22 protein-coding genes, 3 tRNA genes and 2 pseudogenes are annotated in these 24549 nt (G+C 74.2%); 10 read left to right on the top strand and 17 right to left on the bottom strand.

Annotation, left to right across the window (positions count from 1 at the left end):
- Positions 1-35: 35 nt before the first annotated feature.
- The gene (locus FB454_RS10155) at positions 36-269 is read left to right on the top strand and encodes an Lrp/AsnC ligand binding domain-containing protein (protein ID WP_013284547.1); all 234 of its coding nucleotides are present in this window, start codon (positions 36-38) and stop codon (positions 267-269) included.
- A complete protein-coding gene (locus tag FB454_RS10160; RefSeq protein WP_013284546.1) occupies positions 270-857 on the top strand; it encodes a DUF3515 family protein in 588 nt (195 codons plus the stop codon).
- Between the two features lie 40 nt (positions 858-897).
- Here the strand turns inward: FB454_RS10160 and FB454_RS10165 are convergent, their stop codons facing one another.
- Both FB454_RS10165 and FB454_RS10170 read right to left on the bottom strand, forming a co-directional pair.
- Positions 898-2001, bottom strand: coding sequence for a D-alanine--D-alanine ligase family protein (locus tag FB454_RS10165; RefSeq protein ID WP_013284545.1), 1104 nt, complete (start codon positions 1999-2001; stop codon positions 898-900).
- 166 nt (positions 2002-2167) lie between these two features.
- Positions 2168-2392, bottom strand: a complete 225-nt coding sequence (locus tag FB454_RS10170; protein ID WP_145822861.1) for a hypothetical protein — start codon at positions 2390-2392, stop codon at positions 2168-2170.
- A gap of 235 nt (positions 2393-2627) precedes the next feature.
- On the opposite strand from FB454_RS10170, the gene FB454_RS10175 reads away from it, so the two are divergent.
- Both FB454_RS10175 and FB454_RS10180 read left to right on the top strand, forming a co-directional pair.
- The gene (locus FB454_RS10175; RefSeq protein WP_013474343.1) at positions 2628-3473 is read left to right on the top strand and encodes a helix-turn-helix domain-containing protein; all 846 of its coding nucleotides are present in this window, start codon (positions 2628-2630) and stop codon (positions 3471-3473) included.
- Between the two features lie 4 nt (positions 3474-3477).
- Entirely contained in the window at positions 3478-3678 is a 201-nt protein-coding gene (locus FB454_RS10180; protein WP_145822862.1) for a DUF397 domain-containing protein, read from the top strand.
- A 29-nt stretch (positions 3679-3707) separates the two neighbouring features.
- Here the strand turns inward: FB454_RS10180 and FB454_RS10185 are convergent, their stop codons facing one another.
- The 5 genes from FB454_RS10185 to FB454_RS10205 form a co-directional block, all read right to left on the bottom strand.
- The gene (locus FB454_RS10185) at positions 3708-4757 is read right to left on the bottom strand and encodes an ROK family protein (RefSeq protein ID WP_145822863.1); all 1050 of its coding nucleotides are present in this window, start codon (positions 4755-4757) and stop codon (positions 3708-3710) included.
- Positions 4758-4841: 84 nt separating this feature from the next.
- Entirely contained in the window at positions 4842-5633 is a 792-nt protein-coding gene (locus tag FB454_RS10190; protein ID WP_145822864.1) for a putative protein N(5)-glutamine methyltransferase, read from the bottom strand.
- Positions 5634-5805: 172 nt separating this feature from the next.
- On the bottom strand, positions 5806-6924 hold the full coding sequence (locus tag FB454_RS10195; protein WP_145822865.1) for a cystathionine gamma-lyase: 1119 nt from the start codon (positions 6922-6924) through the stop codon (positions 5806-5808).
- An 11-nt stretch (positions 6925-6935) separates the two neighbouring features.
- A complete protein-coding gene (locus tag FB454_RS10200; RefSeq protein WP_013284538.1) occupies positions 6936-7943 on the bottom strand; it encodes an NAD(P)H-dependent glycerol-3-phosphate dehydrogenase in 1008 nt (335 codons plus the stop codon).
- Entirely contained in the window at positions 7940-8665 is a 726-nt protein-coding gene (locus FB454_RS10205; RefSeq protein ID WP_013284537.1) for a lysophospholipid acyltransferase family protein, read from the bottom strand. The genes FB454_RS10200 and FB454_RS10205 overlap by 4 nt, the downstream gene beginning before the upstream one ends.
- Before the next feature lie 95 nt (positions 8666-8760).
- Here FB454_RS10205 and cofC point away from each other — a divergent pair.
- The 3 genes and pseudogenes from cofC to FB454_RS10220 form a co-directional block, all read left to right on the top strand.
- Positions 8761-9384: pseudogene (cofC, locus tag FB454_RS10210) on the top strand (2-phospho-L-lactate guanylyltransferase); the annotation flags it as partial.
- 276 nt (positions 9385-9660) lie between these two features.
- On the top strand, positions 9661-11967 hold the full coding sequence (locus tag FB454_RS10215) for an RNA degradosome polyphosphate kinase (protein ID WP_030270023.1): 2307 nt from the start codon (positions 9661-9663) through the stop codon (positions 11965-11967).
- 2 nt (positions 11968-11969) lie between these two features.
- Positions 11970-12887 (top strand): NUDIX hydrolase, encoded by a 918-nt coding sequence (locus FB454_RS10220; protein WP_013284534.1) that lies wholly within the window; start codon positions 11970-11972, stop codon positions 12885-12887.
- Between the two features lie 42 nt (positions 12888-12929).
- On the opposite strand, the gene FB454_RS10225 is transcribed toward FB454_RS10220, so the two are convergent.
- From FB454_RS10225 to leuC, 4 genes and pseudogenes are all read right to left on the bottom strand, one after another.
- On the bottom strand, positions 12930-14882 hold the full coding sequence (locus FB454_RS10225; RefSeq protein WP_145753223.1) for an endonuclease/exonuclease/phosphatase family protein: 1953 nt from the start codon (positions 14880-14882) through the stop codon (positions 12930-12932).
- A 138-nt stretch (positions 14883-15020) separates the two neighbouring features.
- Positions 15021-15578 (bottom strand): annotated as a pseudogene (locus FB454_RS10230) (HU family DNA-binding protein); the annotation flags it as partial.
- Between the two features lie 159 nt (positions 15579-15737).
- On the bottom strand, positions 15738-16325 hold the full coding sequence (gene leuD, locus FB454_RS10235) for a 3-isopropylmalate dehydratase small subunit (protein WP_013284531.1): 588 nt from the start codon (positions 16323-16325) through the stop codon (positions 15738-15740).
- A gap of 13 nt (positions 16326-16338) precedes the next feature.
- A complete protein-coding gene (gene leuC, locus FB454_RS10240; RefSeq protein ID WP_145753227.1) occupies positions 16339-17781 on the bottom strand; it encodes a 3-isopropylmalate dehydratase large subunit in 1443 nt (480 codons plus the stop codon).
- Positions 17782-17830: 49 nt separating this feature from the next.
- Between leuC and FB454_RS10245 the strand changes: the two genes are divergently transcribed.
- Positions 17831-18517, top strand: a complete 687-nt coding sequence (locus tag FB454_RS10245; RefSeq protein WP_013284529.1) for an IclR family transcriptional regulator — start codon at positions 17831-17833, stop codon at positions 18515-18517.
- A 197-nt stretch (positions 18518-18714) separates the two neighbouring features.
- On the opposite strand, the gene FB454_RS10250 is transcribed toward FB454_RS10245, so the two are convergent.
- From FB454_RS10250 to FB454_RS10265, 4 genes are all read right to left on the bottom strand, one after another.
- A tRNA-Glu gene (locus FB454_RS10250) sits at positions 18715-18787 on the bottom strand.
- A 149-nt stretch (positions 18788-18936) separates the two neighbouring features.
- Positions 18937-19009 (bottom strand) — tRNA-Glu (locus FB454_RS10255).
- 76 nt (positions 19010-19085) lie between these two features.
- A tRNA-Gln gene (locus tag FB454_RS10260) sits at positions 19086-19157 on the bottom strand.
- Positions 19158-19264: 107 nt separating this feature from the next.
- Entirely contained in the window at positions 19265-20068 is an 804-nt protein-coding gene (locus FB454_RS10265; RefSeq protein WP_013284528.1) for a fumarylacetoacetate hydrolase family protein, read from the bottom strand.
- A 215-nt stretch (positions 20069-20283) separates the two neighbouring features.
- Here FB454_RS10265 and FB454_RS10270 point away from each other — a divergent pair, with 215 nt between their 5' ends.
- Positions 20284-21780, top strand: coding sequence for a DUF4352 domain-containing protein (locus FB454_RS10270; RefSeq protein WP_145753228.1), 1497 nt, complete (start codon positions 20284-20286; stop codon positions 21778-21780).
- A gap of 34 nt (positions 21781-21814) precedes the next feature.
- Entirely contained in the window at positions 21815-22699 is an 885-nt protein-coding gene (locus FB454_RS10275) for a 3-methyladenine DNA glycosylase (RefSeq protein WP_145753230.1), read from the top strand.
- 24 nt (positions 22700-22723) lie between these two features.
- Here FB454_RS10275 and FB454_RS10280 read toward each other — a convergent pair whose 3' ends face one another.
- Together FB454_RS10280 and FB454_RS10285 are read right to left on the bottom strand one after the other, a co-directional pair.
- Positions 22724-23845, bottom strand: coding sequence for a cellulose binding domain-containing protein (locus FB454_RS10280; RefSeq protein WP_145753232.1), 1122 nt, complete (start codon positions 23843-23845; stop codon positions 22724-22726).
- Positions 23846-23932: 87 nt separating this feature from the next.
- Entirely contained in the window at positions 23933-24505 is a 573-nt protein-coding gene (locus FB454_RS10285) for a GNAT family N-acetyltransferase (protein ID WP_013284524.1), read from the bottom strand.
- Between the last annotated feature and the right edge of the window lie 44 nt (positions 24506-24549).

Genomic DNA, 24549 nt, shown 5'->3' on the forward strand with positions numbered 1-24549 from the left:
CGGGTCGCCCGGAGGCGACGGACGGAGGTCGAGTCGTGGTACAGGCGTACATCCTCATCCAGACCGAGGTCGGCCGGGCGCGTGACGTGGCCGGTCTGATCGCGGACCTGGCCGGCGTGGTACGGGTCGACGCCGTCACCGGGCCGTACGACGTGGTCGTGCTCACCGAGGCGAACACCGTCGACGAGCTCGGCAAACTCATCGTCAGCAAGGTGCAGATGGTGCCCGGCATCACCCGCACCCTCACGTGTTCGGTGGTGCGGCTGTAAGTGGACGAGAAGGACACCTCCCCCCGCCGGGACGGCGCCACCCGCCGTGCCGCGCTCTGGGCGACGCTCGTCGCGGTGCCGGTGACCGTGGCGGTCGCCGGGTTCACGTTCGCCAAGCTGGCCCCGGAGTCGCCGGACGCCGGGCCGAGCGCGTCGGCGAGCCCTCGGGCCCAGTCGAGCGCGCCGGTCGAGATGCCCGCCCCGGCGCTGGCCGAGCGCCCGACCGTCCTGTGCCGGGCCCTGATGTCGCAGCTCCCGGACAGCGTGCGTGACCTGACGCAGCGCCCGGTCACCGCGGGCCCGGAGCAGAACGCCGCGTACGGCGACCCGGCGCTGACGGTGGCCTGCGGCGGCAGCCCGGCGCAGTTCCCGCCCACCGACGAGGTGTGGAAGGTCAACCAGGTCTGCTGGCACGCGGCGCAGGAGGCCGACGCCACGGTGCTGACCACGGTCGACCGGGAGACCCCGATCCGGGTGCGGGTGCCGAAGTCGTACGAGCCGCCGTTGCAGTGGGTGACCTCGATCTCCGACACGATCGTCAGCTCGGTCCCCTCGGCGAAGCAGGCCCCCTCGGGCTGCTCCGCCTGACGCCCGGCCGGCTCAGCGGCCGGCGGGGCGCTACGGGCGGTCAGCGGCCGGCGCGGCGGTGCAGGGCGGTACGGATCAGCCGGTTGACCAGCTTCGGGTACTCCAGCCCGCTGGCCGACCACATCCGCGGGAACATCGACGTCGGGGTGAAGCCCGGCATCGTGTTGATCTCGTTGAGGTAGACGTCCATCTGCGGGGTCACGAAGAAGTCGACCCGGGCCAGCCCGGAGCAGTCGAGCGCGGTGAAGGCCCGGGTGGCGTAGTCGCGCACCTGCCGGGCCACCGGCTCGGGCAGGTCGGCGGGTACGTCGTACTCGCAGACCTCGTCGGCGAAGATGTACTTGGCCTCGAAGTCGTACCAGTCGCGGTCGCCGATCATCCGCACCTCGGCCAGCACGGAGGCCTCCGGCGCGCCGCCGGCCTCGCCCTCCAGCACGCCGCACTCGATCTCGCGGCCGACCACGGCGCCTTCGACGAGCACCTTGCTGTCGATCTCGCGGGCGGTGACGAGCGCGGCGTCCAGGTCCGCCCAGTCGTCGACCTTGGTGATGCCGAACGAGGAGCCGGCCCGGGACGGCTTGACGAAGACGGGCAGCCCGAGGCGCTCCTTGTCCTCGTCGCTCAGCGACATCCCGGCGCGCAGCACCGCGTACGGGCCGACCGGGATGCCCTCGGCGGCGCAGAGCTTCTTGGTGAACTCCTTGTCCATGGCCGCGGCGGAGGCGAAGACGTTCGCGCCGACGTAGGGGATGTCGGCCATCTCCAGCATGCCCTGGATCGTGCCGTCCTCCCCGTACGCGCCGTGCAGCACCGGGAAGACCACGTCCACGTCGGCCAGCGCGACCGGCCCCTGGGCCGGGTCGAGCACCATCAGGCCGCCGACGGCGGGATCGGCGCGCAGCACCAGCTCGGCGCCGGAGCCGGCGGTGATCTCGGGCAGCTTGCGGTCGGCGATGGCGAGCCCGCTCGGGTCGCCGCTGGCGAGCACCCACTGGCCCTGCCGGGTGATGCCGACCGGGACCACCTCGAACTCGTCCGGGTCGAGCGCGGCCAGCACGCTGCCGGCGCTGACGCAGGAGATGCCGTGCTCGGGGCTGCGGCCGCCGAAGACGATCGCCACACGGGTCTTGCCTGGGGTGGTCATGGTCACCTCATCGTTCGCGACTGCGGCTGGCCGTGCTCGCCGGTGGCGCTCACCCGACTGACCTTACTGTGCGTTGCCGCAAGCGGTGGTCGTTACCCGGGGAGACGCGGAGTCGCGTGGCAAACGGTCAAGGAGACCTATACAGGGAGTAACGGAACGGTGCGCGTCAGAAGGCCGGGTGCCGGGGCCGGCGGCCCACCGCGATGACCTTCACCCGCTGCCGGCCGGCCCGCACCATGCCCAGCGCCATGAACGCGCCGGCGATCCGGTCGGCCGCCTCCCGGCTGCTCGCGCCGACCACCTGACGGCGGCGTTCCGGGCTGGTCCGTTCGTCACGCCGGGTGCCGTCCGGTAAACGCACGTCGGTCAGGACCACCAGGAACCTGGTCACCGCGGAACCCCTCCCCGTCTCGTGGACCGGCAGGGGCACGCGGCGGTCGGATCGTGGGGGAGTGAAGAATCCGACCACCGCGCGCCCCATCCCCTCCGGTCGCTCACCACCACCGTCGCCACGACAACCGGCGGTGAGGACGCCGTCACACACTGACAGGTTCACCGGCGTGAATGCAACTCTCATCGGCTTTCTCTCATGCCCATTTTCCCACGGGATGTGCGACCATCGATGCATGGCGCCGAAGACCGCCCGGGCCCGACGGCTCGGCATCGCCCTGCGGACCCACCGGGAGGCCGCCGGCCTCACCCTGGAGGCCGCGGCCGACGAGATCAACAGCACCCGGAGCACGTTGTCCCGCTACGAGAACGCGCAGACGCTCGTCAGTCCCGCCACCGTGCGCGCGCTGCTGACCAGCTACGGCGTGGGCCCGGCCGACATCGCCGCCGCGGTGCAGCTCGCGAAGGACGCCCGCAAGCCGGGCTGGTGGGTGTCCTATTCGTACCTGCTGGACCAGCGCACCATCGACTTCATCGCGCTGGAGGCCGAGGCCACCGGCATCGCGAACTTCGAGCCGTCGGTGGTGCCCGGTCTGCTCCAGACCGCCGACTACATCCGCGGGGTGATGCGCGGCGGGCCGCACACGCTCACCGACGAGCAGGTGGAGCAGCGGGTCCAGCTACGGCTGGACCGCCAGCAGCGGCTCTCCGGCGCCGAGCCGCCGATCCTCGACGCCATCATCGACGAGGGCGCGCTGCTGCGCCCGGTCGGTGACCGCTCGGTCATGTCCGGCCAGCTCCAGCACCTGCTGAAGATGGCCGAGCTGCCGAACGTCACGGTGCAGGTGATCCCGCTCGCCGCCGGCTACCACCGGGGCACCCGGGGATCGCTGCACATCCTGGAGTTCGCCGACCCGGAGGACCCGATCATCGCCTCGGTGGAGACGGTCGCCGGGCAGATGGTCCTCGACCGGCCGGGTGACCTGCGAACCTGCGCCAAGATCATGGAGCACCTGCGGACCGTGGCGCTGAGCCCGGCGGCCAGTCGGGACCAGCTCCTCCGCCTGCTGAACGAGAGGTGACCAGATGAACGGCACGAACCGCACGAACCCCACACCGGCCCGCTGGCGCAAGAGCAGCCACAGTGGCGACGAGGGTGCGTGCGTGGAGATGGCGCCGCTGACCGGCGCGGTGGCGGTCCGCGACTCCAAGGACCCGGCCGGCCCGGTGCTGGTGTTCCCGCCGCACGCCTGGGCCGCGTTCACCGCGGCGCCGCCGCGCGCCTGACCGGCTGAGCGGCCCGTCAGGCGGCGGCGTCAGCCGAGTGGGGCGGCGGCGGTGACGATGCCGCGCACCGCCTCCAGCGCCGCGATGGCCACCCCGCGCGCGCCGGCCATGTCCCGGTCCGGCACCAGCGCGAAGGTGGCCACCGCCCGCTGCTCCTCCCGGAGCACCGTGTGCTCGGCGACCGCGGCGAGGAACCAGTCCCGGAACTCCGGCGCCGCTTCCACCACACCCCCGCCGACGAAGTAGGCGTGCGGGTCGGTGAAGTTCGCCGCGATGGTGAACAGCCGGCCCAGCGCCTTGGCCTGCTGGGTGAACACCAGGCGGGCCAGCGGGTCGCCGCGTTCGCCGTAGCCGCGCAGCAGCTTCGCCGCCCGGTCCGGCTCCTCCGCCGCGAGCGGATGCTCCGGGTGCCGGGCCAGCCAGTACGGCAGCAGGTTGCGCCGGATCGCGGTGAGCGAGGCGACGCTCTCCGCGTCCCCGGTGAAGCCGCAGGCGCAGACCGGCGCCGCCTGGTCCGGCTCCACCAGTCCGTCCAGCGGGATGTGCACGTGCCCGAACTCGCCGGCCATGCCGGCCGCGCCGCCGACGACCCGGCCGGACTCCACCACGCCGCCGCCGAGCCCGGTGCCGACGATCGCGGACACCGACGACCGGGCCATCGCCTCGGCGCCGAAGTACACGTGGTGGGCGTAGAGCGCGGCGGCGTTGCCGTCGTTGGCGTACACCACCGGCAGGCCCAGCCGCCGCTCCAACGCGGTGCGCACGTCGAAGCCCCGCCAGGCGGGCTGGGAGAAGTTCGTCGAGCCGCGGGACGAGATCACGCCGGTGGCGCTGGCCGGGCCGGGCGTGTCCAGGCCGACCGCGCGGACCAGGTCACGCGGCACACCGGCGTGGGCCAGGACGCCGTCGAACGCCCGCGCCAGCGCCTCCACCGCCGCCTCCGGCCCGGCGCCGACGTCGCTCGGGATCTCCAGCAGCCCGTCCACCAGGAACCGGCCGTCGACGGTCAGCACCGTGGCGTTGTCGCTCGTGCCCCCGTTGTCCAGCCCCACCACCACCGGCACACCTGCGCTGCCCACCGCCACCGCCTCCCGCCGCGCCTGACCCGAGGCTAGTTCCCGCCCGGCCCACCCGCCACGCCCCCGCGAGGACTCCCGCCACGATCAGCCGGGGCGGCGGGCGGTGACCGCTGTCGCCTCCCGCTCCTCGTCGCGGACCACCGCCGGGTCCAGCCCGACGGCGGTGAACACGGCGCACAGTTCCGGGGCCTGCGCGGCGCTCGCCTCGACCACGACGTGCCCGCCCGGTGCGAGCCACTCGGCCGCGCCGGAGGCGACCCGGCGCAGCACGGCCAGGCCGTCCGTGCCGCCGTCCAGCGCCACCGGCGCCTCGTACCGGCGCGCCTCGGCCGGCAGCGAGGCCACCGCACCGGTCGGCACGTACGGCGCGTTCGCCACCACCAGGTCCAGCTCTCCGCGCCGCCCGGCCGGCAGCGCGTCGAACAGGTCGCCCTGGTAGACCGGGACGCCGAGCGGTTCGAGGTTGCGCCGGGCGCAGGCCACCGCCACCGGATCGATGTCGGCGGCGGCCAGCCACCGGGGAGCCAGCCGCTCGTGCAGCACCACGGCGGCGGCGCCGGAGCCGCAGCACAGGTCGAGCACCGCCGGCGCCGGCCCGGCCAGCGCCGTCGCCGCGTCGACCAGCAGGGCGGTACGACCGCGCGGCACGAAGACGCCCGGGTGGACGGCGATCCGCCTCCCGCAGAACTCGGCCCAGCCGAGCAGGTGTTCCAGCGGCAGGCCGGCGACGCGACGGTCGACGAGCCGGGTCAGCGACTGCGCGGAGTCGGCGGCGGCGATCAGCAGTTCCGCCTCGTCCTCGGCGAAGACGCAACCGGCGGCGCGCAGCCGCCGGACGAGGGCCTGACGGTCGGGGGTGAACACGGTGGATGCCATGGCAAGCCTTTCGGGAAGCGCTCGTCGGCGCCCCCGGCGTCGCCTCAGCCCCGAAGCGACGCGGACTCGGAGGGAGCGCCGGTCCTCTGCTGGTGGATCGGACTCACCTCCTCGGGTCGGGGCCGCACGGGCCGTGGCTGCCCGTCACCTTAGCCCAGTGGCCGTCACGCCGTCAGCCCGCCGCGTCGAGCGCCGCCGTCACGTCGGCGAGCAGGTCGTCGGTGTCCTCGATGCCGCAGGAGAACCGCACGAAGCCCGGCGTCGTGTCGTCGCCCCACTGAGCGCGCCGGTCGGCCGTGGTGTGCAGCCCGCCGAACGAGGTGGCGGCGGCCACCAGCCGGGAGGCGCCGAGGAACCGGGCCACCCGGCGCTCGTCGCCCAGGTCGAACGAGAGCACGCCCGGTACGCGCCGCATCTGGACCGACGCGACCGGGTACGCCGGGTCGTCCGGCCGGCCGGGCCAGCGCACACCGGTGACGTCCGGGCGTGCCGCGAGCAGGTCGGCCAGCGCCCGCGCGTTCGCGGTCTGCCGGGCCAGCCGCAGGTCGAGCGTGGCCAGCGAGCGGTGAGCGAGCCAGCAGTCGAACGCGCCCGGCACCCCGCCGGTGGCGTTGCGCCAGGCGGTCGCCACGTCGCGCAGCCCGGCGTCCCGGGTGGCCAGGTAGCCCAGCAGCAGGTCCGAGTGGCCGGTCAGCGCCTTGGTGCCCGAGGCGACAACCACGTCCGCGCCGAGGTCCAGCGGGCGCTGCCCGAGCGGCGTGGCGGTGGTGTTGTCCACCGCCACCAGCGCACCGGCGGCGCGTGCGGCGGCGGCCACCGCCGGAACGTCGGCGACGTCCAGGCCGGGGTTCGCCGGGGTCTCCAGCAGCACCAGCCGTACGCCGTCGAACGACGGGTACGGCCCGGCCGTCGGCACGAGCACCACACGTACGCCGAGCTGTTCCAGCGTGTCCGAGGCGAACGAGCGCACCGAGAAGTAGCCGTCGGCGGGCAGCAGCACCGTGTCGCCGGGGCGCAGCACTGTCAGCAGCAGCCCGGTGATGGCGGCCTGGCCGCTGGCGAAGACCCGGCAGTCGCCGCCCTCCAGCTCGCCGATCGCCGTCTCCAGCAGCCGCCGGGTTGGGTTGTCGGGCCGCCCGTACCCGTCCGCCGCCGCCGACGGGCCGCGCTCGGGGTCCAGGTGGTACGGCGCGGCGAAGACCGGGCCGGGCAGGAACGGCTGGCCGGGTGCCGCGTCCGGCAGGCCGGCGTGCACGGTGCGCGTGCCGTCGCCCCAGTCCTCGTTCGTCATCCCGGCTCCGCTCACTCGTACGACTCGGGCTTGGCGGTGCGGCTCATCAGCGCGTCCACCGCCAGGCGCGGATCCATCCCCTCGTGGCAGATCCGCTCGATCTGCTCGGTGATCGGCATCTCGACGCCGTGCGCCCGGGCCAGGTCGCGGATGGCCAGGCAGCTCTTGACGCCCTCGGCGGTCTGCCGGGTGGCCGCCTGGGCCTGCTCCAGCGTCTCCCCCCGGCCCAGGTGCTCGCCGAAGGTGCGGTTGCGGGCCATCGGCGACGAGCAGGAGGCGACCAGGTCACCCATGCCGGCCAGCCCGGCGAACGTGATCGGGTCGGCGCCGAGCGCCACGCCCAGCCGGGCGGTCTCGGCCAGGCCGCGGGTCATCAGCATGGCCCGGGTGTTGTCGCCGAAGCCCATCGCGGTGGCGATGCCGTACGCCAGCGCGATCACGTTCTTCACCGCGCCGCCCAGCTCGCAGCCGATCACGTCGTCGTTCGTGTACGGGCGGAAGTACGGCGTCCGGATGGACGCCTGCACCAGCGCGGTCCGGCGGCTGTCGGTGCCGGCGACCACAGTGGCGGCCGGCTGCTCGGCGGCGATCTCCGGGGCCAGGTTGGGCCCGGAGACGACCACCACCCGGTCGGCGGGCACCCCGGCGGTCTCGGTGATCACCTGGCTCATCCGCTTGGTGGTGCCCAGCTCGATGCCCTTCATCAGCGACACGAGCGTGGCGTCCGGCGCCAGGTACGGCGTCCAGTCGGCGAGGTTGCCGCGCAGCGTCTGCGAGGGCACCGAGAGCACCACCACCTCGGCCCCCTCGATCGCCTCGGCGGCGTCGCCGGTGGCGGTCACCCGCTCGGGCAGGCGGATCCCCGGCAGGTACTCCGGGTTGTGCCGCCCGGTCCGGATCGCCTCGGCCACGGCGGCCCGGCGGGCCAGGACCGTCACGTCCCGCCCGGCGTCGGCGAGGATCTTGGCGAACGCGGTCCCCCAGGAACCGGCGCCCAGCACGGCGACGTGCCCGCTCATTCGGTGACCTCCCGGGTGCCGGTGCGGGCGGGCCGCTGCCAGAGCGGCGGTGGTGTGCCGCCGCGGATCTCCGCGACCAGATCCCGGATGCGCAGCATGATGGTGTCCGTCATCTCCTCCAGGATCGGCCGGGTCGGCGTGGCGCCGGCCCAGCGGCTCAGGTCCACCGGCGGCCCGGCGATCACCGTCACCGGGGTACGCGGGCGCAGCCCGAACCGGGCCGTACGCGGGTCGAACATCCGTTCCGGGCCGACCATGGCGATCGGGACCACCGGGGCGCCGGTGGCCAGCGCCAGACGGGCCGCGCCGGTCTTGCCCTTCATCGGCCACAGGTCCGGCTCCCGGGTGGTGGTGCCCTCCGGGTAGATCACCACGGCGCCGCCCTCGGCCAGCGCGGCGACGAGCTTGTCGAGCGACTTGACCGCCTCGACGGTGCCCCGCTCGACCGGGATCTGCTGGCAGCGGTGCAGGATCCAGCCGACAACCGGCACCCGGAACACGCTGGCCTTGCCGAGGAAGCGCGGCCAGCGCCCGGCGTCGTAGATGTAGTGCGCGACCACGAGCGGGTCGGCGTGCGAGATGTGGTTCGGCACGAGGATCACGCCGCCGTCGCGGCGCAGGTGCTCCATGCCCCGCCAGGTGCGCCGGGTCCAGACCGTCATCAGCGGCTTCACCAGCACCACGGCGAGTCGTCGCCAGAACCCCAGCCTCCGCCGTGCCACAGTGCCTCCTCGATCCGCCCACGCGCCCCGGCACAGAATCATGCCTGTTCGCCCCCGCTGCGGCCAGTGCGGGTACCGGCGCTCCCGCTGGCAGGATGGTCGGCGTGTCTGAGGCCCGCTGGACCGTGGTGATGCCGGTGAAGCGCCTGGGGGCGGCGAAGAGCCGTCTGCGGGGCGCGCTGCCCGGCGTACCCCATGAGGAGCTGGCACTGGCCCTGGCGGCCGACACGCTGCGCGCGGTGCGGGCGTGCCCGGCGGTGGCCGGGGTGCTCGTGGTCACCGACGACCCGCGGGTGGCCGCGGCAGCCGGCGCGGCGGGCGCCCGCGTCGCCGCCGACCCCGGCGGCGGCCTGAACGCGGCGTTCCGGCACGGCGCGGCGGTCGCCGGGTCGCGCTCCGCCGTGGCCGGCCTGACCGCCGACCTGCCCGCGCTGCGACCGGCCGACCTGGCCGCCGCGCTGCGGGCCACCCAGGGGGTACGCGGGTTCGTGGCTGACGCCCCGGGCGGAGGCACAGTGCTGCTCGCCGCGCCGGCCGGTGCGCCGCTGGCGCCGCAGTTCGGGCCCGGCTCGGCCGCGGCCCACGCGGCGAGCGGGGCGCTGCCGCTCGCCGGGGAGTGGCCCAGCCTGCGCCGGGACGTGGACACCCCGGCGGACCTGGCCGACGCCGCCGGGCTGGGCGTGGGGCCGCGCACCGCCGCGCTGCTGGCCCGGGTCGCCGGAGCGGTCCGGTACGGTGCTGGCATGCAGGGGACGGTGGCCACCTACGACGCGTCGACCCGCAGCGGCGTGCTGCTGCTCGACGACGGCACCGAGCTGGCGTTCCCGGCCCGCGCGTTCGACGCCTCCGGGTTACGGCTGCTCCGATTGGGGCAGCGTGTCCGGATCGAGCGGGACGCCGACGGCGAGGTGGTCCGGGTGACCTTGCCGACGATGGCGTGAACAACCTGGCCCGAGTTCATTTTCCGTTCACCCTTATCGGGGAATCATGAGGTGGTGAGCACCCCTCGCGAGCACCCCGACGGCCCGCCGCCGATCCTCGACCCCGGCACGCCCCGCAACGGCCGCCCCACCCGCGGCCCGGACGGGCGGTTCCGCCAGACCCGGCCCCCGGAGGAGCGCCTCGGCGCCGACCCGGACGCGGCCGGCGCGACCGGCCTGGACGAGCCGCTCGACCCGGTGGAGGGCCCCGGCCCGGCCGGCGAGACCGCCGCGGACGCCGGTCCGCCGACCGCGCCGCCGCTGCCGGAGGACCGCTTCCTCAACCGGGAGCTGTCGTGGCTCGACTTCAACGCCCGGGTGCTGGCGCTCGCCGAGGATCCGCGCACCCCGCTGCTGGAACGGGCGAAGTTCCTGGCCATCTTCGCCAGCAACCTGGACGAGTTCTACATGGTCCGGGTCGCCGGGTTGAAGCGGCGGCTCTCCGCCGGCCTGCCGGTACGCGGCGGCGACCGGCTGCCGCTGCGCACCCAGCTCGACCTGATCACCGAGAAGGCCGCCGGCCTGGTCGCCCGGCACGCCACCTGCCTGGTCGACGACGTGCTGCCGAAGCTCGCCGCCGAGGACATCCGCATCCTGCGCTGGAGCGACCTGGACGACGCCGAGCGGGAGCGGCTGCGCACCTGGTTCCGGGAGCACATCTTCCCGGTGCTCACCCCGCTGGCGGTCGACCCGGCGCACCCGTTCCCGTACATCTCGGGCCGGTCGCTGAACCTGGCCGTGTCGGTGCGCGACCCGGACGGCGGCTCGGAGCTGTTCGCCCGGGTCAAGGTGCCGAACAACGTGCCCCGGTTCGTCCGGGTGCACCGCGACCAGCAGGGCGTGCGGTTCCTGCCGGTCGAGGACCTCATCTCGGTGCACCTCGGCCAGCTGTTCTCCGGCATGCAGGTGGTCGAGTGCCACCTGTTCCGGGTGACCCGCAACGCCGAGGTGGAGGTGGACGAGGACCGCGACGAGGACCTGCTCCAGGCGCTGGAACGGGAGCTGGCCCGGCGCCGGTTCGGCCCGCCGGTACGCCTGGAGGTCGCCGCGTCCATCTCCGACCACATGCTGGAGCTGCTGGTCCGCGAGCTGGACATGGACGGCCACGACGTGCTGCGGGTCCGCGGCCTGCTCGACCTGTCCGCGCTGTGGCAGGTGTACGGCGAGGCCGACCGGCCCGACCTGAAGGACCCGTCGTTCGTGCCGGCCACCCATCCGCGGCTGGCCGAGGGCGAGGTGCCGCGCAGCGTCTTCGCCACGCTGCGCGACGGCGACGTGCTGGTGCACCACCCGTACCACTCGTTCGCGACGAGCGTGCAGCGCTTCGTCGAGCAGGCCGCGGCCGACCCGAACGTGCTCGCCATCAAGCAGACGCTCTACCGCACCAGCGGCGACTCCCCGATCGTGGACGCGCTGGTCGACGCGGCCGCCGCCGGCAAGCAGGTGGTGGTGCTGGTCGAGCTGAAGGCGCGCTTCGACGAGGTGGCGAACATCGGCTGGGCGCGCACGCTGGAACGGGCCGGCTGCCATGTGGTCTACGGCCTGGTGGGGCTCAAGACGCACTGCAAGACCGCGCTGGTGGTACGCCAGGAGGGCAACCAGATCCGGCGCTACTGCCACATCGGCACCGGCAACTACCACCCGAAGACCGCCCGGCTCTACGAGGACTTCGGCATGCTCACCGCCGACCCGGAGATCGGCGCGGACCTGACCGACCTGTTCAACGTGCTCACCGGCTACAGCCGGCAGACCGCGTTCCGGCGGCTGCTGGTGGCGCCGCAGGGCATCCGCAGCGGCCTGATCGAACGCATCGACCGGGAGATCGAGCACGTCCGGCTGGGCATGCCGGGGCTCGTGCAGTTCAAGGTGAACTCCCTGGTGGACGAGGAGATCACCGACGCGCTCTACCGGGCGTCGCGGGCCGGCGTGCACGTGGACCTGCTGATCCGGGGCATGTGCACGCTGCGGCCGGGCGTGCCGGGGCTGTCGGAGAACATCCGGGTCCGCTCGATCCTCGGCCGGTTCCTGGAACACTCCCGGATCTTCCGGTTCGGCAACAACGGCGACGCCGAGTTCTGGATGGGCTCGGCCGACCTGATGCACCGCAACCTGGACCGCCGGGTCGAGGCGCTGGTGCAGGTGAGCGATCCGGTGGCCCGGGCCGAACTGGACCACGTCCTCACCGCCGCGTTCGATCCCGACGTGGACGCGTTCGAGCTGGCCGCGGACGGCACCTGGCACCGGCGTACCGGGGACGGCGACGTGCGGCTGACCCACCTCCAGGATCTGTTGCTGCGCCGGGTCGGCGGCCGGGCGGACTGACCGTGGCGCGTGCCGGGCGGGCATACGGTGAGCGGGTGAGCGACGACGAACCGGTACGGATCCGGGCCGCGGGCGGCGTGGTGTGGCGCCCGGGTCCGGCCGGCGTCGAGGTCTGCCTCGTGCACCGCCCCCGGTACGGCGACTGGTCGCTGCCGAAGGGCAAGCTGGACCGCGGCGAGCACCCGCTCGTGGCGGCCGTCCGCGAGGTGGCCGAGGAGTCCGACGTACGCGCCGTGCCGCAGGTACGCCTGCCCACCGTCCGCTACCGCAGCGAGGGTCTCGCCAAGGCGGTCGACTACTGGTCCATGCGGGCGGCCGGCACCGGCGGTTTCCAGCCCGGCACCGAGGTCGACGACGTGGCCTGGTTCCCGGTCGACGACGCGGTACGCCGGGTCAGCTACCCGCACGACGCCGAGGTGATCGCCGCGTTCGCGGCGCTGCCGCCGGTCACCGCCACGGTGCTGCTGGTCCGGCACGCGCACGCCGGCAAGCGCGGCACCTGGACCGGCCCGGACCACGGCCGCCCGCTCGACGAACAGGGGTGGGCGCAGGCACGGGCGCTGGTCCCGCTCGTCGCGCTGGTCCGCCCGGCCCGCCTGTTCTCCGCCTCGGCCCGGCGCTGCGTGCAGACGCTGGACCCGGCGGCGGCCCGGCTGGACCTGCCGATCGAGGTCTGCGGCGACTTCGACGAACCGGCGCCGGGCCAGCAGGTCGAGGAGTGCGCGCTCGCTGCCGCGGCCCGGCTGACCGCGCTGGCACAGGCCGCCGGGACGGTGGCCGTGTGCAGCCAGGGCAAGGTGATCCCGGGCGCGCTGGAACGGCTCACCGGCCGCGTGGACGAGGACTTCACCACCGCCAAGGGCGGCGGCTGGCTGCTGCCGTTCGCCGGTGACCGGCTGGTCCTTCCCGACCGGTTGTGAGGCGGGCCGCGGCCGCGCGGCGGGTACCGGTTGTCCGGCGGCTCAGGGCAGCGTGACGGTGAGCGTCACCGGGAGGTGGTCGCTGGCCTCGGTGCGCGGCGCGCGTACCTCGGTGGCGGTCAGGCCCGGCGACACGAAGACGTGGTCGATCTGGGTGCGCGGATCGTCGGCCGGGCTGGTCCGCAGCGGCCGGGCCGCGGCCAGCGCGTCCACCAGCCCGGAGCGGGTGAACTCGGCGAACGCCGGGTCGTCCGGCTCGGTGTTCAGGTCACCGCCGAGCACCAGTGGACGGCCGTTCGCGTACCGGCCGGCGAACGCGGCCACCTCCCCCGCCTGCTCGACCGGATCCCGGCCGGGCGGCGGTTGCAGGTGCGTGGCGACCACCGCCAGTTCCCGGCCGCCGAGGTCGAGCGTGACGCCGAGGGCCTGCGCCCCGGTCGGCGCGCCGTGTGCGGTCAGCCGCCGGGTCTGCCCGGAACGCATCGGGAAACGGCTGAGCACCGCGTCGCCCCAGACCGGGTCGGCGGCGGGCGCGAAGACGTACGGCATCCCCAGCCGCCCGGCCGCCAACGCCAGCGTGTCGTGGCCGCCGTTGAGCCACCAGCCCCGGTCGACCTCGCTGAGCAGCACCACGTCCGCGCCGCGCAGCTCCCGGGCCACCGCGTCCACGTCCAGCCGCCCGTCCAGGCCGAATCCCATCCGGATGTTGTACGCGGCCACCCGTACCGCCGCCGGTGTCGTGGTGGTCCGGGCCTGCGCGGGCGGCACGTGCAGCACGGCGGCGAGCCCGGCCAGCGCGGTCAGCCCGGCCAGGGCCGCGACCCGGCCCGTTGCGGGCAGCGCCGGGCCGGCTGATGCCGCACCGGACGGCGTCGGCCCGGGGCGGAGAGGTGCCGTAGCCGCCACCAGAGCCACCAGAACGGCCGTGGCGACCGGCGCCCAGCCGTTGGGGTACCCCAGGTCGTAGGCGGCGTAGTAGGCCACCGTGGCCACCGCGAACACCAGCATCCCGAGCACCGCCGCCCACCCCCGCCGCGCCCCCGCCCGCCCGTCGTCGGTCGTGTCGGTGAGGGCCAGGCAGCCGCCGAGACCGGCGGCGGTGAGCAGGTACGCCGGCACGAGCAGCCCGGTCACGAACAGCACCGACCCGGCGAGCAGCGCGAGCGGCCACAGCACCCGCGCCACGAGCGCCGGTGCCCGGAACAACGCCGCCGCGAGGAACAGCAGCACCGCGAGCGCACCCGGCAGGGCACCGTTTCCGGGGCGGACGAGGCCGGGGAAGTCGGGCGATCCGGTGCCGGCGGCGGCGCTCCAGAGTGCCGGGGCGAGCGCCACCTGACCGGCCAGCAGCAGCGCCGGCCCGCACAGCAACCAGGCCCGGCGGCCCGGGGTCGGCACGCGCCGCCCGGCGTGGCCGTCCGCCGCATCCGTCGCCGGGGCGGCCGTCCGCGCCGCGTCGCCGCGTACCGGAGCGGCGGCCCGCTCCCGCCGTACCGCCGCCGAGGCGGCCAGGAACGCCAGCACCAGCAGGGCGCTCAGGCTCCAGGCGAGCACGCCGCCGCGCCACACCAGATCCTCGGTGCCGAGCAGGGCGTGCCCGACCGCGTTCCCGGCCAGGCCGAGCGCCAGCCCGGCGACCGGGCGGGGCACGGACGCGGCGACGGCGGCGAGCCAGACCAGGCCGGCGAACAGTCCGGCGCAGGCCAGCCAGAGCTGGGCCGGGCCGCCGGGTTGCGCGGTGAGCGCCAGCCGGGCCACCGCCAGCACACCGGCGGCGACGAGTCCGACCGGGGCGGCGCCGACGCGGCGTACGAGCGTGGGCGCGGCGAGGGCGAGCAGGAACCAGCCGAGCGCGAACGCGCCGAGCAGCTCGGCAGGCGTCTCGGCGGCCCGGCCGAACAGGGTGATGACCGACGGCAGCCAGACCCGCAACACGTCCAGCAGGACCGCGATACCGAGGGCGAGCGTGAGGGTGGAGAGGTGACGGTGCCGCACGGGGCGCCTCTTCTCGTGACCGACGGGGGTTTTCGGCACGGCGATTCTGCGGGGCGCGACGGCGGGCGGTCAACGCGTACCCATGCGAAAGGGCGCCCACCGCGAACGGTGGGCGCCCTTTCGTGGGCCGTCCGGTCAGCGCCGGGTGGCGGCCTTCTTGGCCGGCGCCTTCTTCGCGGGCGCCTTCTTCGCCGCCGTGGTCTTCTTCGCCGCGGTGGACTTCGCCGCGGTCGTCTTCTTCGCCGCCGTGGTCTTGGTCGCGGCGGCCTTCTTCGCCGGCGCGGCCTTCTTGGTCGCGGTGGTCTTGGTGGCCTTGGTGGCCTTCGCCGCCGTGGTCTTCTTGGCGGCGGCGGTGGTCCGGCCTCCGGTGGCCTTGGCGGCACCGGTGGTCTTCTTCGCGGCGGCGGTGTCCTTGGGCACCTTGCCGCTGGCCACCATCTCCTTGAAGCCCGCGCCCGCCCGGAACGTCGGGACGGCGGTCTTCTTGACCTTCACCGCCTCGCCGGTCCGCGGATTGCGCGCTGTTCGGGCTCCCCGGACGCGCTTCTCGAACGCTCCGAAACCGGTGATCGCCACCTTCTCGCCCTTGGTGACCGCCGCCTGGACCTCAGCGAGAACCGCGTCGAGCGCGGCCGTCGCCGTCTTCCGGTCCCCCAGGCGAACGGCGAGCGCCTCGATGAGCTCGGCCTTGTTCACGACTTCCTCCCGATTGTGCAACTGACTCGACGCGAGCCATTCTGCGCGCACGGTATGCCCTGTGCTGCCTGGACACAAACATTCGGTCGAAAAAAGCCCTTGTGTCGCAACGGATTCGCCCCCACCGGATGCGCCGGTGGGGGCGAATAGCGCTGGAGATCAGGCGATCGAGGGCAGGAACGCCGGCCGGGCGGCCTCGTACGCGCTGATCTCGGCCTCGTGCCGGAGGGTGAGTCCAATGTCGTCCAAGCCCTCCATCAGCCGCCAACGGCTGTGGTCGTCCAGCGGGAACGCCCAGGTGGCGTCACCGGCGTGGACCTGACGGGCGGCGAGGTCGACAGTGATCGGCGTGGTCGGCTCGGATTCCACGAGATCCCACAGTTCTTCCACGGCTTTCAATTCCAGCTCGACCGGAAGGAGACCTTCCTTGAGCGCGTTGCCGCGGAAGATGTCGCCGAAGCGAGGCGAGATGACGGCCCGGAAGCCCCAGTCCCGCAGCGCCCAGACGGCGTGCTCCCGGGAGGATCCGGTGCCGAACTCGGGGCCGGCGATCAGAATCGACGCACCCGAATGGGCGGGATCGTTGAGGACGAATGACGGGTCCTCCCGCCACGCGTTGAACAGACCGTCGGCGAATCCGGTCCGGGTCACCCGCTTGAGGTACACGGCGGGGATGATCTGGTCGGTGTCCACGTTGGATCGGCGCAGCGGCACGGCCGTGCCGGTGTGGGTGGTGAACTTGTCCATGTCGGCTGCCCTTCTACAGGTCGGCGGGGGCGGCCAGCCGGCCGACCACGGCGGTGGCGGCGGCGACCGGCGGGGACACCAGGTGGGTACGCCCGCCCCGGCCCTGGCGGCCCTCGAAGTTGCGGTTGGAGGTCGAGGCGGAGCGCTCGCCCGGCTTCAGCGTGTCCGGGTTCATGCCCAGGCACATGGAGCAGCCGGCGAAGCGCCACTCGGCGCCGGCGTCGGTGAAGACCTTGTCCAGCCCTTCGATCTCGGCCGCCTCGCGGACCGCGGCGGAGCCGGGGACCACGAGCATGCGTACGCCGTCGGCGACCCGATGCCCGCGCAGCACCTCGGCGGCGGCCCGCAGGTCCTCCAGGCGGCCGTTGGTGCAGGAGCCGACGAACACCACGTCCACGGCGAGGTCGCGCATCGGGGTGCCCGGGGTGAGGTCCATGTACTCCAGCGCGCGGCGGGCGGCGACCCGCTCCGGCTCGGTGACGAAGTCCTCCGGGTCCGGCACGGTCGCGCCCAGCGGCACGCCCTGCCCGGGGTTGGTGCCCCAGGTGACGAACGGCGTGATCCGGCTCGCGTCGAGCGTGACCTCGGTGTCGAAGGTCGCGCCCTCGTCGGTGGGCAGCGTCCGCCAGTACTCCAGCGCCGCGTCCCAGTCGTCGCCCTGGGGCGCGCTCGGCCGCCCCTTCAGGTACGCGAACGTGGTCTCGTCCGGCGCGATCATGCCGGCCTTGGCGCCCCACTCGATGGACATGTTCGCGATCGTCATCCGCCCCTCCATCGAGAGGTCGCGGATCGCCTCGCCCCGGTACTCGACGATGTGACCGCGTCCACCGCCGGTGCCGACCTGCGCGATCAGCGCGAGCACCAGGTCCTTGGCGGTGACGCCGGGCGCCAGCTCGCCGACGACGTTCACGGCCATGGTCTTCGGGCGGGCCTGCGGCAGCGTCTGCGTGGCCAGCACGTGTTCGACCTCACTGGTGCCGATGCCGAACGCCAGCGCCCCGAACGCGCCGTGGGTGGCGGTGTGCGAGTCGCCACACACGATCGTCATGCCGGGCTGGGTGAGGCCGAGCTGCGGGCCGATGACGTGCACGATGCCCTGGTTCTCGTCGCCCAGCGGGTGCAGGCGGACACCGAACTCGGCGCAGTTGCGGCGCAGCGTCTCGATCTGGGTGCGGGAGGTGGGGTCCGCGATCGTGAGCAGGTCGCCGCGCCGGGAACGGAACGCCGGGTCGTCGTACCCGGTCGGGGTGTTGTGGTCCTCGGTCGCGATCGTCAGGTCGGTACGGCGGACCCCGCGCCCGGCCAGACGCAGCCCGTCGAACGCCTGCGGGCTGGTCACCTCGTGCAGCAGGTGCAGGTCGATGAAGAGCAGGTCCGGCTCGCCGGCGGCGGAGCGGACCACGTGTGCGTCCCAGACCTTCTCGGCCAGGGTCCTCGGTTGAGTGACTCCCACCATCTGGACATCCTAAATTCTGGGAGGTAAATTTCGGCTTGTGGGACACAGTATGAGCGGTGTCGGCGTTCTCGACAAGGCGGTGGTCATCCTGGCCGCCTGTGTCGACGGCGCCAGCCTGGCCGAACTCGTTGAACGCACCAAGCTGCCCCGGGCCACCGCGCACCGGCTGGCACAGGCGCTGGAGATCCACCGGATGCTCGTCCGGGACACCCAGGGGCGCTGGCGCCCGGGTCCACGCCTGGGCGAGCTGGCCAACGCGGCCCCGGACGTGCTCCTGACCGCCGCCGAGCCGCTGCTCGCCGCGCTACGGGACGCCACCGGCGAAAGCGCCCAGCTCTACCTGCGCCGCGCCGACGAGCGGATCTGCGTGGCCGCCGCCGAGCGTGCCAGCGGCCTCCGGGACACCGTCCCGGTCGGCTCGGTGCTGCCGATGACCGCCGGTTCGGCGGCGCAGATCCTGCTCGCCTGGGAGCCGCCGGAGGCGGTCATGCCGCTGCTCCCCCGCTCCAAGTTCACCGGCCGCACGCTGGCCGAGGTGCGGCGGCGCGGCTGGGCGCAGAGCGTCGCCGAGCGGGAGGCGGGTGTGGCGAGCGTCTCGGCGCCGATCCGGGACCGCACCGGGCGGGTGATCGCCGCGATCAGCATCTCCGGCCCGATCGAGCGCCTCGGCCGCCGCCCCGGCGAACGCCACGCCATGGCCGTCGTCCGAGCCGGCCAGCGCCTCTCCGGCCTCTAACCCCCCGCCCTCCCACCCCCCTCACCCCTAGCCCTCCTCGCGTTGATCATGAAGTTGGCGGCATTTTCGATCTCCCTGACGGCCGCTAACTTCATGATCAACGCGGCAGGGCCGGGGGGGTGGGAAGGGAGGGGGGCGGGAGGGGCGGGGATGCGGAACGGCCCGCCTCGCGTTGCGAGACGGGCCGTTCGTGGATGTAGCCCCGACCGGATTCGAACCGGCGCTACCGCCTTGAGAGGGCGGCGTCCTGGGCCGCTAGACGACGGGGCCAGGCACTTTTCCTGCTTCACCACCCTGCCGGGCGGTGTGGCAGTAGTCTAGCGGCATCCCGTCCGGCACCACCGCCGGGGGTCACCCCCTGCGCACGTGGCCGGACAGCAGAAAGCCCGCCCCGGAAACGGGACGGGCTGTCGGTGCTGTAGCCCCGACCGGATTCGAACCGGCGCTACCGCCTTGAGAGGGCGGCGTCCTGGGCCGCTAGACGACGGGGCCAGAACCTTCATTGCACTCCGTCAGCGTGAGCTGCCGGAATCCAGCGTCCGAGAGTTCTCGCGAACCCTCGGTTGCGCTGGGGTACCAGGACTCGAACCTAGACTAACTGAACCAGAATCAGTCGGGCTGCCAATTACCCCATACCCCATTGGCCCCTTGCGGCGCCGGGAATGAACTTTACCCTCCCGGTGCCGACAGGCCAAATCCAACCCCTCGAAACCCACCTGACCAGCGGAAACGAGGCATCGGAGCGGATCAGGCGACGGGGACCACCGGGTTGCTCAGCTCCCCGATCCCCTGGATCCGCACGGTGACCGTATCCCCCTCGGTGAGCGGACTAACCCCCGCCGGCGTGCCGGTCAGCACCACGTCGCCGGGCAGCAGCGTCATCACGTGCGAGATGTACGACACCAGGCCCGGTACGTCGAACACCATGTCCTTGGTCCGGCCGAGCTGGCGCACCTCCATCTCCTCCGGGTTGCGGCCCACCTCACACCGGATCTCCAGGTCGCTGACGTCGAGCCCGGTGGTGATCCACGGCCCGATCGGGCAGAACGAGTCGAAGCCCTTGGCGCGGGTCCACTGCCCGTCGGAGCGCTGGAGGTCCCGCGCGGTCACGTCGTTGGCGCAGGTGTAGCCGAAGATGGCCCGCTCGGCGGCGGCCCGGTCGGCCCGGCGGGCGCCCGGGGCGCCGATCACCACGGCGAGTTCCGCCTCGTGCTCGACCTGCTTGGAGAAGATCGGCAGCCGGATGGCGTCGCGCGGGCCGATCACCGAGGTGGACGGCTTGAGGAAGAGCAGCGGCTCCTTCGGCACCTCGCTGCCGTGCTCGGCGGCGTGCTCGGCGTAGTTGCGGCCGACACACACCACCTTGCTGGGCAGGATCGGCGACAGCAGCCGGACGTCGGAGAGCGCCCAGCGGGCGCCGGAGAACTGGATCTGCCCGAACGGGTGGCCCTCGATCTCGGCGATGGTCAGGCCCTGCGGCCCGGCCTCCGGCTCGCCCTCGACGACCCCGAACGACATTCCCTTGGCATGAGCGAAACGAGCGATACGCACCCGGCCAATCTATCCCCGCCCGCGGGCCGCCCGGCGGACACCGGCAGGCGGCACGCCCCGGCGGTCGCGCACCACACCTCGCGGGCCGCCGGCGGCACCGGACCGCCAGGAGCCGGACAGGGTACGCGCGATCGCGCCGGACAGGGCGGGAATGGCGGCTTCGTACCCGCCCGGCGGGCCCCGGACCATAGCTTCGGGTCCGGAGGTTCGTTGGTATGCCTGCATCGAGACGACACCACAGGGCCCTGGCAGTGTTCGTGAACTGCCTCGGCGTCATCGCCGCCGTACCGGCGCTGTCCCCGGCGACGCCCCGCGCGGCCGCCGCCCCCGCCCATCCGGCCCCACCACCGGCTGTCATCCCCGGTGCCGCGGCCACCCCGATCCCGACCGGCGTGCCGGCGGTGCCCCCGGCGGTGCCGACCACCGGCCCGGCACCGGTCCGCCCGTCGATGCCCCCGGTCAGCGTGGCGGTGGGCGCGGCGGGCACCCCGGCGCCGGGTTACCGGATCGAGGTCCGCAACGCCGGCACGGCACCCGTCGACACGATGGTCCGGCAGGAGCTGCCGAACGGGTCGCGGGCCACCACGGTGACCGGCGGTGGGCGGACCAGCCGTCCGGCCGGGATGAGCGCCGGTGAGGTGACCTGGCGGCTGCGGCTGCCGGCGAAGAGCACCACCACGCTGCACACCGCGCTGTCGGTCCCCGGTCCGGGCCGCTCGGTGACGGCACCCACCTGTGTCTACGGCTCGGACGGCACGCGCCCGTTCGACTGCGCCACGGCGACCTGGGTGGGCGCCGCGACGGCCCCGGCGGCGCAGGTCACCGCCGCCCCGGCCTGGCGGCGGCCGCCGGTGCTGCTCGCCGCGTTCACGGCGCTGCTGGTGGTCACCGCCGGTGTGGTGTGGTGGGCGGTGTGGCGCCGCCGCCGGCGCACCGCGGCGGGAAGCGCCGCACCCGGCGGCATGGCCCGCGGCGGGACGGGCGCCCCCGGAGGCGGCGCGACGCCCACCGGTACGCCCGCGGGCGGCACCATGCACACCGGCGCCCCCGGAAGCGGTATGCCCGGCGGAGCCGGACCGGGCCAGGGCGGACCGGGCCCAGGCGCGACCGGTGGGCCGGCCGAGCGCGGCACGGTCTACCCGCGTACGGCCGTGCCGTCGCCCGCGAGCCGCCGCCGAAGGCCGCCGGTCTGGCTCGTGGTCGGCGTGGCGGCGGCCGTGCTGGCCGGTGTGGTGGGCGCGGCGGCCTGGTCGGCCACGCAGCGGGTGGCCGCGATGGACACCACGAAGCAGCCGACGAGCGGCGCGTGGGTGGGCAGCAGCGTCACCGGCGCGCTGGGCCAGCCGCTGCGCGAGACCGCGTTCGAGTTCACCGTCTACCGGCTGAGCTGCGGCGCCGACGTCCTGCCACCGGCGCCTGGCGGCGGTCGGCCGTGCCTGGCCACGGTCGGGGTGCGCAACCTCACGACCGAGGACCAGACCTGGCACGGGCAGTTGCAGCGGGCGTACCTGCCCAGCGGCAACTGGGTGGCAGCCGACGAGGACGCGACCCGGGTGGCGAACCTCGGCCGGGACGTCTTCTCCCAGCCGGTGGCCGCCGGGCGGCGGGTGCTGCTGCCGCTGGTGTTCACCATGCGCGGCGACGAGCCGCCGAAACGGCTGGAGCTGCGCAGCGGCGTCTTCTCGGCGGGCGTGCGGGTGGACGTGGCGTGATCCGGGCACGGGCGGCGGTCGTACCCTGGGGTGTGTGACCGCCGCCCTCGCCCCCGCGCTCGACCTGGCCGACTGGCAGGCGCGCCGGCACGCCCACGAGGCGCGGGTGGACGCCTGGCTGACGCCGCACCTGGAACGCCGCCGCACCGGGGTGAAGCACCCGGTGGAGGACTTCCTGTTCACCTACTACTCGCACCGCCCGGCGCAGTTGCGCCGCTGGCACCCGGGCGCGGGCGTGGTGCTGCGCGACGCCGACCCGGCCGGTTTCGGCCCGGACTACACAGCGGGCGCCGCCGGGCTCACCCTCGACACCGATCGGGTACGCGAGCGGCGCGCCGAGTCGATCACCTGGATCCGTACGCTGCTCGCCGCCACCGCCGGACGCCCCGCGCAGTTCGGGTGCTTCGGCATGCACGAGTGGGCGATGGTCTACCGGCAGACCCAGGATCAGGTACGGCACAACGCCTGGCCGCTGCGGCTGAGCCCGGCGGCGACGGCGGCTGTGGTCGAGGAGCGCGGCGTGCGGTGCAGCCACTTCGACGCGTTCCGGTTCTTCACCGCTCCGGCCCGGCCGCTGAACGTGCTCCAGCCGACCCGGGAGGGTCAGCACGCGCTGGAGCAGCCGGGCTGCCTGCACGCCAACATGGATCTCTACAAGTGGGCGTACAAGCTGTCGCCGCTGGTGCCGTCGGAGCTGGTGGCGGACTGCTTCGCGCTGGCCCGGGAGATCCGGGCGCTGGACATGCGGGCCAGCCCGTACGACCTGGCCGACCTGGGCTACCCGCCGGTGCGGGTGGAGACGCCGGAGGGCCGGGCCGAGTACGCCACCGCCCAGCGCGGGTTCGCCGAGCGGGCCGCCGGGCTGCGCGCCCGGCTGCTGGCCGCGCTGGACCGGGCCGCGCCGGCCGACCACCGCTGAGCGCGGGGCCGGCCGGCGCGGGGGTCAGTTCGCGGCGCAGGTCACTGCCGGCACCGGGCTCGGGACGGCACCGTCGGCCAGGAACCCGAACGTGGTCTGGGCGGCAGGGGCCAGGGCGCCGTTCCAGCTCGCGTTCCGGGCGGTCACTGTGGTTCCGCTCTGCGTCACGTCCGCGCTCCACGCCTGGCTGATCCGCTGGCCGGCGGAGAGCGGGAAGCGCACGGTCCAGCCGGCGATCGGCGCGGCGCCGCCGTTGCGGACCGTCACCTCCCCCTGGAAGCCGCCAGGCCACTGACCGGCGACCCGCCAGGTGGCGGTGCAGCCGCCGGCCGTGGGCGACGGGCTGGCCGTGGGCGACGGGCTGACGGTGGGCGACGGCGTGGGGCTGACGGTCGGGGACGTGGTCGGGCCGGGCGTGGTGCGGCCCAGCGCGGCGACCAGCGCCGGGTACCACCTGTCGGACATCTTCTGGTCGCCTGCGGCGTTCGGGTGCACGCCGTCGTACGTGTCGGTGGCGGTGCTGAACCCGGTCCACTGGTCGACCACCACGATCGGCGACGCGGCTGTGGTCTTCCCGGCCGCCCAGCCGTCGATCAGCGAGTTGAGCGCCACCGTCCGCTGGCCGCACTCGGGACAGCTCGCCGGGTTCATCGGGATGATCTTCGCGACCAGCACGGTCATGGCCGGGTTGGCGGCCCGCATCTGGTCCACCAGCTTCGAGTACGCGGCCAGGATCGTGGCGGGCGCGATGTTGCTCCACACGTCGTTGGTGCCGAAGTGCATGAGCACGACGTCCGGACGGGTGGCGGACAGCCAGCCGGGCAGCAGGTTCTGGTTGGCCACGTTCGTCGCGAGGTAGCCGCCGTGCCCCTCGTTGTCGCCGTCGTACGGCACACCGCAGCCCTGCGGCCCGAGCGTGCCGACGAAGTCGACGTCGGTGTGGCCGGTGGACTGGAGGCGGTTCCAGAGCAGCGCCCGCCAGCAGCCGGGCGACCCGGTGATGGAGTCGCCGAGCGGCATGACGCGGACCGGGGTGGCCGCCGCGGCGGCCGGGGGTGTGGTGGCGGTGAGGGCGAGGCCGAGGGCGAGGACCGGTAGCAGCGCGGCGAGCGCGGTCAGCGCGGCGCGCAGGGGGTTACGGGACATGCGGAAGGGACTCCTGTCACTGTGACGTGGTGGTCGGTGACGGCCCTGAAGCTCCCGTACGCATTGAAGCGCTTCGACGCCTCCGACTCAACCCTCCGGGTGCCCCCGATGCCGGTTCCACTCCGGGGCGAGGATCGACATGACAGTGGCGTCCACCCAGTCGTCGCCGTCGCGCAGCACCTGCCGCAGCGTCCCCTCGGCGACGAAGCCCACCTTCTCGTAGGCGCGCCGGGCACGCGGGTTGAACGCGAACACCTCCAGGCCGATGCGGTGCAGGCCGAGTTGCTCGAAGCCGTACCCGACGATCAGCCGGACCGCCTCGGTGCCGAGGCCGCGGTCGCGGCCGCCGGGGCCGATCAGCGTGCGGAAGTTGCAGCTCGCGTTGGCCCGGTCCCACTCGTTGAGGACCACCTCGCCGACGCAGGTGCCGCTCGCCCGGTCCACGACCGCGAGGTCGAGCCGGTCGTCCTGGCTGTTGCGGGTGCCGTACCAGGCCCGCAGGCGGGACGGCTCGAACGCCTCGCCGGCCGGGCTGCCGGTCAGCCGGGCCACCTCCGGGTCGGCCAGGATCTCGGCGAGCGCCGGCAGGTCGTCGTCGTGGAACGGGCGCAGCACCACCCGCTCGCCGGTGAGCGTGGGCTTGACGGAGAAGTCGATCACGTGGCGGAATTCTCCGGGCGGCGCGCTCGGCGGCTCAACAGGTT

It is taken from the genome of Micromonospora sp. CNZ297 (assembly GCF_007827625.1).

Coding starts and splice junctions, on each gene's coding strand:
- leuD (WP_013284531.1), bottom strand. CDS start 16,325: ATGGACAAGTTCACCACCCACACCGGCACGGCCGTGCCGCTGCGCCGA.
- FB454_RS10190 (WP_145822864.1), bottom strand. CDS start 5,633: ATGGCATCCACCGTGTTCACCCCCGACCGTCAGGCCCTCGTCCGGCGG.
- FB454_RS10200 (WP_013284538.1), bottom strand. CDS start 7,943: ATGAGCGGGCACGTCGCCGTGCTGGGCGCCGGTTCCTGGGGGACCGCG.
- FB454_RS10180 (WP_145822862.1), top strand. CDS start 3,478: ATGAACGGCACGAACCGCACGAACCCCACACCGGCCCGCTGGCGCAAG.
- FB454_RS10175 (WP_013474343.1), top strand. CDS start 2,628: ATGGCGCCGAAGACCGCCCGGGCCCGACGGCTCGGCATCGCCCTGCGG.
- FB454_RS10245 (WP_013284529.1), top strand. CDS start 17,831: ATGAGCGGTGTCGGCGTTCTCGACAAGGCGGTGGTCATCCTGGCCGCC.
- leuC (WP_145753227.1), bottom strand. CDS start 17,781: ATGGTGGGAGTCACTCAACCGAGGACCCTGGCCGAGAAGGTCTGGGAC.
- FB454_RS10270 (WP_145753228.1), top strand. CDS start 20,284: ATGCCTGCATCGAGACGACACCACAGGGCCCTGGCAGTGTTCGTGAAC.
- FB454_RS10165 (WP_013284545.1), bottom strand. CDS start 2,001: ATGACCACCCCAGGCAAGACCCGTGTGGCGATCGTCTTCGGCGGCCGC.
- FB454_RS10280 (WP_145753232.1), bottom strand. CDS start 23,845: ATGTCCCGTAACCCCCTGCGCGCCGCGCTGACCGCGCTCGCCGCGCTG.
- FB454_RS10195 (WP_145822865.1), bottom strand. CDS start 6,924: ATGACGAACGAGGACTGGGGCGACGGCACGCGCACCGTGCACGCCGGC.